A 5,549-nucleotide genomic window follows, 5' to 3' on the forward strand; every position below is an offset into this window, starting at 1 on the left:
GTGGAGTGGGAGCGGTTCGCTCCGGCGTACACGAGCGTGCGGCCCAGCGCGTTGCTGGCCGGTCTTCCCGAAGCCCGCACCGCCCTCACCACCACAGGGGCCTCAGGGCAGCAGGACGGCACACGCGATGCCGGGCTGAGGGAGAAGCTGGGCGGACTGTCGGCGGACGAGCGCGGGCAGGCACTGCTCGACCTGGTGCGCGGGCGGGCGGCCGAGGTACTGGGACACGGCGACACCGGCGGTGTCGGATCGGGCCAGGCCTTCCGGGAGCTCGGCGTCGACTCCCTGACCGCCGTCGAGCTGCGCAACCTGCTCGCGGCCGAGACCGGCCTGAAGCTGCCCAGCACCCTCGTCTTCGACTACCCGACCCCCCGCCATCTGGCCGCCTTCCTCGACGCCGAGCTGTTCGGCACCGAGGAGGAGGAGCCGGAGACCGTCCTCGCGGCGGAGCTGGACCGGCTGGCCGCCACGATTTCAAGGCTTTCCCCAGAGAACCGCGCCAGGGCTCTCGCGAAGGCGCGCCTGCGCAGCATGCTGACCGAGCTGGGTGATCAGAGCGAGGGTGATCCCAAAGCCTCCGTCAGCCAGCACCTCGAGGCGGCCTCGGACGACGAGATCTTCGACTTCATCAACCGGGAACTCGGCCGGTCCTGAGCGCCCGCGTCACAGCAGGCCGAATCGTTCCTACCGCTACGACGTATGGGGCAAGTTCCAATGGCGAATGAAGACAAGCTCCGGGACTACCTCAAGTGGGTCACTGCCGACCTGGCCGAGACGCGTCGGCGGCTCCAGGAGCTGGAGGCCCGCGAGGACGAGCCGATCGCGATCGTCGGGATGAGCTGCCGGTTCCCCGGCGGGGTACGGTCCCCCCAGGACTACTGGCAGCTGCTGGCCGACGGCACCGACGCCATCTCCGCGTGGCCCACGGACCGCGGTTGGGACGCCGAGACGCTGTACGACCCGGAAGCCCGGCGCGTGGACGGCAGTTACGCCCGTGAGGGCGGCTTCGTCCACGACGCCGGCGACTTCGACCCCGCCTTCTTCGGGATCTCCCCGCGCGAGGCCGTCGCGATGGACCCCCAGCAGCGGCTGCTGCTGGAGACGTCCTGGGAGGCGTTCGAACACGCCGGCATCGACCCCGAGTCGGCGCGGGGCGGCCGCGCCGGCGTCTTCGTCGGATGCAGCAACCAGGAGTACGGCGCCGGCCTCGGTGACATCCCCGATGACGTACGAGGCCACCTGCTCACCGGCAACTCCACGTCCGTGGTCTCCGGTCGCGTCTCGTACGCGCTCGGCCTGGAAGGTCCCGCGGTGACGGTGGACACGGCGTGTTCGTCGTCGTTGGTGGCGTTGCACCTGGCGGTGCAGGCGCTGCGGGGCGGCGAGTGCGACCTCGCGCTGGCCGGCGGGGTGACGGTGATGTCGACGCCGGGTGTGTTCGTGGAGTTCTCGCGGCAGCGGGGGCTCGCCGAGGACGGCCGGTGCAAGGCGTTCGCGGAGTCCGCCGACGGCACGGGGTGGTCCGAGGGCGTGGGCATGCTGCTGGTGGAGCGGCTGTCGGACGCGCGGCGCAACGGACACCGGGTGCTGGCGGTGGTGCGGGGCAGCGCGGTCAATCAGGACGGTGCGTCGAATGGTCTGACGGCGCCGAACGGTCCTTCGCAGCAGCGGGTCATCCGGGCCGCGCTGGCGGGTGCGGGCCTGTCCGCCGCGGACGTGGACGCGGTGGAGGCGCATGGCACGGGGACCACCCTCGGTGATCCGATCGAGGCGCAGGCACTGCTGGCCACCTACGGCCAGAATCGTGAACGGCCCCTGTGGCTGGGGTCGGTGAAGTCGAACATCGGGCACACGCAGGCGGCGGCCGGTGTCGCCGGCGTGATCAAGATGGTGCTGGCGATGCAGCACGGCCTGCTGCCGCGCACCCTGCATGTGGACACCCCGTCGTCGCACGTGGACTGGTCGGCCGGCGCCGTCGAACTGCTCACCCAGGAGCAGGAGTGGGCCGGTGAGGAAGGCAGGCCGCGGCGCGCCGCCGTGTCCGCCTTCGGCGTCAGCGGTACCAACGCCCACGCCATCCTCGAGGAGGCCCCCGAGGACGAAGCCCCCGAGAACCTGGAGACGCCCGCCGACGACGACACCGCGTCCGCCGCCCCCCGCGCGTTGCCGCACCAGGCCCCCCGGACACTGCCCTGGATCCTGTCGGCCCGTACCCCCGAAGCCCTGCCCGCCCAGGCCGCCCGCCTCCTCGCGCACCTGCGGGAACACCCCGGCGCCGAGCCGCTCGACGTCGCCTGGTCGCTCGCCGCGCACCGGTCGGCACTGCCGTACCGGGCCGCCGTCATCGGTTCCGACCACGCCCGGCTCGTCGACGCACTGACCGCCTTCGCCGCCGGTGACCGGGCCGAGGGCATCGTCACCGGCACCGCCCAGCCGGACGGCCGTACGGCGTTCCTCTTCGCGGGACAGGGCTCCCAGCGGCTGGGCATGGGACGCGATCTCTACGACGAGCATCCGGTCTTCGCCGAAGCCTTCGACGCGGTCGACGCGGAACTGCCGTTCGGCCTGCGGGAGATCGTGTTCGGTGAGGACGCGGATCTGCTGAACCGTACGGAGTACGCCCAGCCCGCGCTCTTCGCCCTTGAGGTGGCGCTGTTCCGGCTGCTGGAGTCGTGGGGTGTGCGTCCGGACGTGCTCGTCGGGCACTCGATCGGTGAGATCGCTGCGGCTCATGTGGCGGGGGTGTGGTCGCTGGCGGACGCGTGTCGTCTGGTGGTGGCGCGGGGCCGGCTGATGCAGGCGCTGCCGGCCGGTGGGGCGATGGTGGCGCTCCAGGCGTCCGAGGACGAGGTGCTGCCGCTGCTCGGTGACGAGGTGGGCGTCGCCGCGGTCAACGGGCCGCATTCCGTGGTGATTTCGGGTGCGGCCGAGGCGGTCGCGGAGATCGCGGACCGCTTCCGCGGCGAGGGCCGTAAGGTCACTGCCCTGCGGGTGAGCCATGCCTTCCACTCGCCGCTGATGGAACCGATGCTCGACGACTTCCGGGCCGTGGCCGAGAGCCTCGCATACGCGGAACCGGACATCCCGATCGTCTCCACCCTCACGGGCACGGCCGCCACGGCCGAGGAACTGCGCTCCCCGGACCACTGGGTGCGACACGCCCGGCAGGCGGTCCGCTTCGCCGACGCCGTACGCACCCTCGCCGCGCGGGGCACCACGCGCTACCTCGAACTCGGCCCCGACGGCACGCTCACCGCACTGGCCCAGGACTGCCCGGAGGCGGTCGCCGCCGCGGACTCCGTCGACAGCGGCAGCGTCCTGTTCACCCCCGTCCTGCGCAAGGACCGGGACGGGACCGACAGCATCGTCACGGCGCTCTCCCGGCTGCACGCCCACGGCGCCACCGTCGCCTGGGAGACCGTCCTGCCCGGCGGACGCCGGGTGGAGCTGCCCACGTACGCCTTCCAGCACCAGCGCTACTGGCTGGCGGACCAGGGCCGCCCGGCCGCGGGCCGCGGCGGGGACGGTGAGCGGCCGGCCGGTGGCGCCGCCGAGGCGGAGTTCTGGAACGCCGTCGAGAGCGGCGACCTCGGTTCCCTCGCCGAGTCGCTGGGGCTCGCCGAGGAGTCCCTGAACACCCTGGTCCCGGCCCTGTCGTCCTGGCGGCACCGCCGCCTTGAACGCTCCAGGGCGGACCAGTGGCTCTACCGGGCCCACTGGAAGCCGCTCGAACCGTCGACCGGCACCGCGCTCTCCGGCCGGTGGCTCGTACTCCGGCCCGAGGGCGCCGCACAGGACGCCGCCACGGACGCCCTCACGGCGGAGCTGGCCGCACGCGGCGCCGCCCCCGTGCTGGTCGAACTCCCCGCCACCCCCGAACGCGCCTCCCTCGCGGCCCAGTTGGGGGCTGCCGCCTCCGACGGCGAGGTCTCGGGGATCGTCCTCGGCACCGGCGCCGCCACAGATGCCGTACAGGCGTGCGGCGCGGTCGCCATCCTGTTGCAGGCGTTGGGTGACGCGGGTGTGGGTGGCCGGGTGTGGGTGGTGACGTGTGGTGGTGTGTCGGTGGGTCGTTCGGACGGTCCGGCGGATCCGGTGCAGGGTGCGGTGTGGGGTCTGGGGCGGGTGGCGGCTCTGGAGTACCCGGACCGCTGGGGTGGTCTGATCGACCTGCCCGAGGTCCTGGACCGCCGCACCGCGCACCGGTTCGCCGCGGTCCTGTCGGGCGGACTCGCCGACGAGGACCAGATCGCGGTGCGTGGGTCGGGTGTGTTCGGGCGTCGGCTGGAGCGGGTGCGTCCTGTTGGTGGGGACGGGGGTTGGTGTCCGCGGGGGACGGTGCTGGTCACGGGTGGTACGGGTGCGTTGGGTGCGCGGGTGGCGCGGTGGGTGGCGGCGGAGGGGGCCGGTCATGTGGTGCTGACCAGTCGTCGGGGTTTGGACGCTCCGGGTGCGCAGGAGTTGCGGGACGAGCTGGCGGGGCTGGGGGTGCGGGTGTCGGTCGTCGCCTGTGACGCGGCTGACCGTGAGGCGTTGGCGGGTGTGCTGGCGGAGTTTCCGGTGGATGCGGTGGTGCATACGGCGGGTGTGCTGGACGACGGTGTGATCGACGCGTTGACGCCGGAGCGGTTCGCGACGGTGCTGCGGGCGAAGGCGCTGGGCGCTCTGCACCTGGACGAACTCACCCGTGACCGCGACCTGGACGCCTTCGTCCTCTTCTCGTCCTTCGCGGGAAGCATCGGAGCGGCGGGTCAGGGCAACTACGCGGCGGCCAACGCCTTCCTCGACACGCTCGCCCAGCGGCGCAGGGCGGCCGGGCTGCCCGCCACCTCGATCGCCTGGGGTCCCTGGGCCGACGGCGGCATGGCCGACGAGACCCGCGCCGCCTCGCGGATGCGCCGAGGCGGCGTCCTCCCCCTGAACGCCGAGGCGGCCACGAACGTCCTCGCCCGCGCGGTGGCGTCCGACACGCCCGCCGTCGTCGTCGCCGATCTCGACTGGGCGGACTTCGCCCCCGCCCTCACCCTGACGCGCCCGAACCCGCTGATCGCCTCGCTGCCCGAGGCCCGCGCGGCCCTGGAGGCCGCCGCCCCGGGATCCGGGCGCAGCACGACCGACGACCGCGCCGGACTGCTCGGCCGGCTGACCGGCCTCACGCCCGCCGAACAGGACCGCGTCCTGCTGGAGACGGTGCAGTCCTGCGCCGCCGCGGTGCTCGGCTACGCGGGCGCGGCCGCCGTACCGGCCGAGCGTGCCTTCCGTGACCTGGGCGTCGACTCCCTGATCGCGGTAGAACTGCGCAACGGTCTCACCGCCCTCACGGGTGTCACCGGCCTCGCCGCCACGGTCGTGTTCGACTATCCGACGCCCATGGCGCTCGCGCGGCACCTGCGGGAGCGGCTGCTGGGGGACGCGGCCGAGGCGCAGGCCGTCGCCCAGGCTCCCGCTGCTGTGGTCGCCGGGGACGATCCGGTGGTGATCGTCGGGATGGCGTGCCGGTTCCCGGGTGGGGTGCGGGATCCGGAGGGTCTGTGGCGGCTGCTGTCCGA

1 protein-coding gene and 1 pseudogene are annotated in these 5,549 nt (G+C 73.3%); both read left to right on the forward strand.

Annotation, left to right across the window (positions count from 1 at the left end; translation table 11 throughout):
* Positions 1-654, forward strand: a 654-nt coding sequence (locus ACFY2L_RS38930) for a phosphopantetheine-binding protein (protein WP_390824716.1), incomplete at its 5' end; no start/stop codon positions are given.
* A gap of 99 nt (positions 655-753) precedes the next feature.
* Positions 754-5,549, forward strand: a pseudogene (locus ACFY2L_RS38935) (type I polyketide synthase); the annotation flags it as partial.

Source organism: Streptomyces sp. NPDC001381, assembly GCF_042895685.1.
GTDB lineage: Bacteria > Actinomycetota > Actinomycetes > Streptomycetales > Streptomycetaceae > Streptomyces.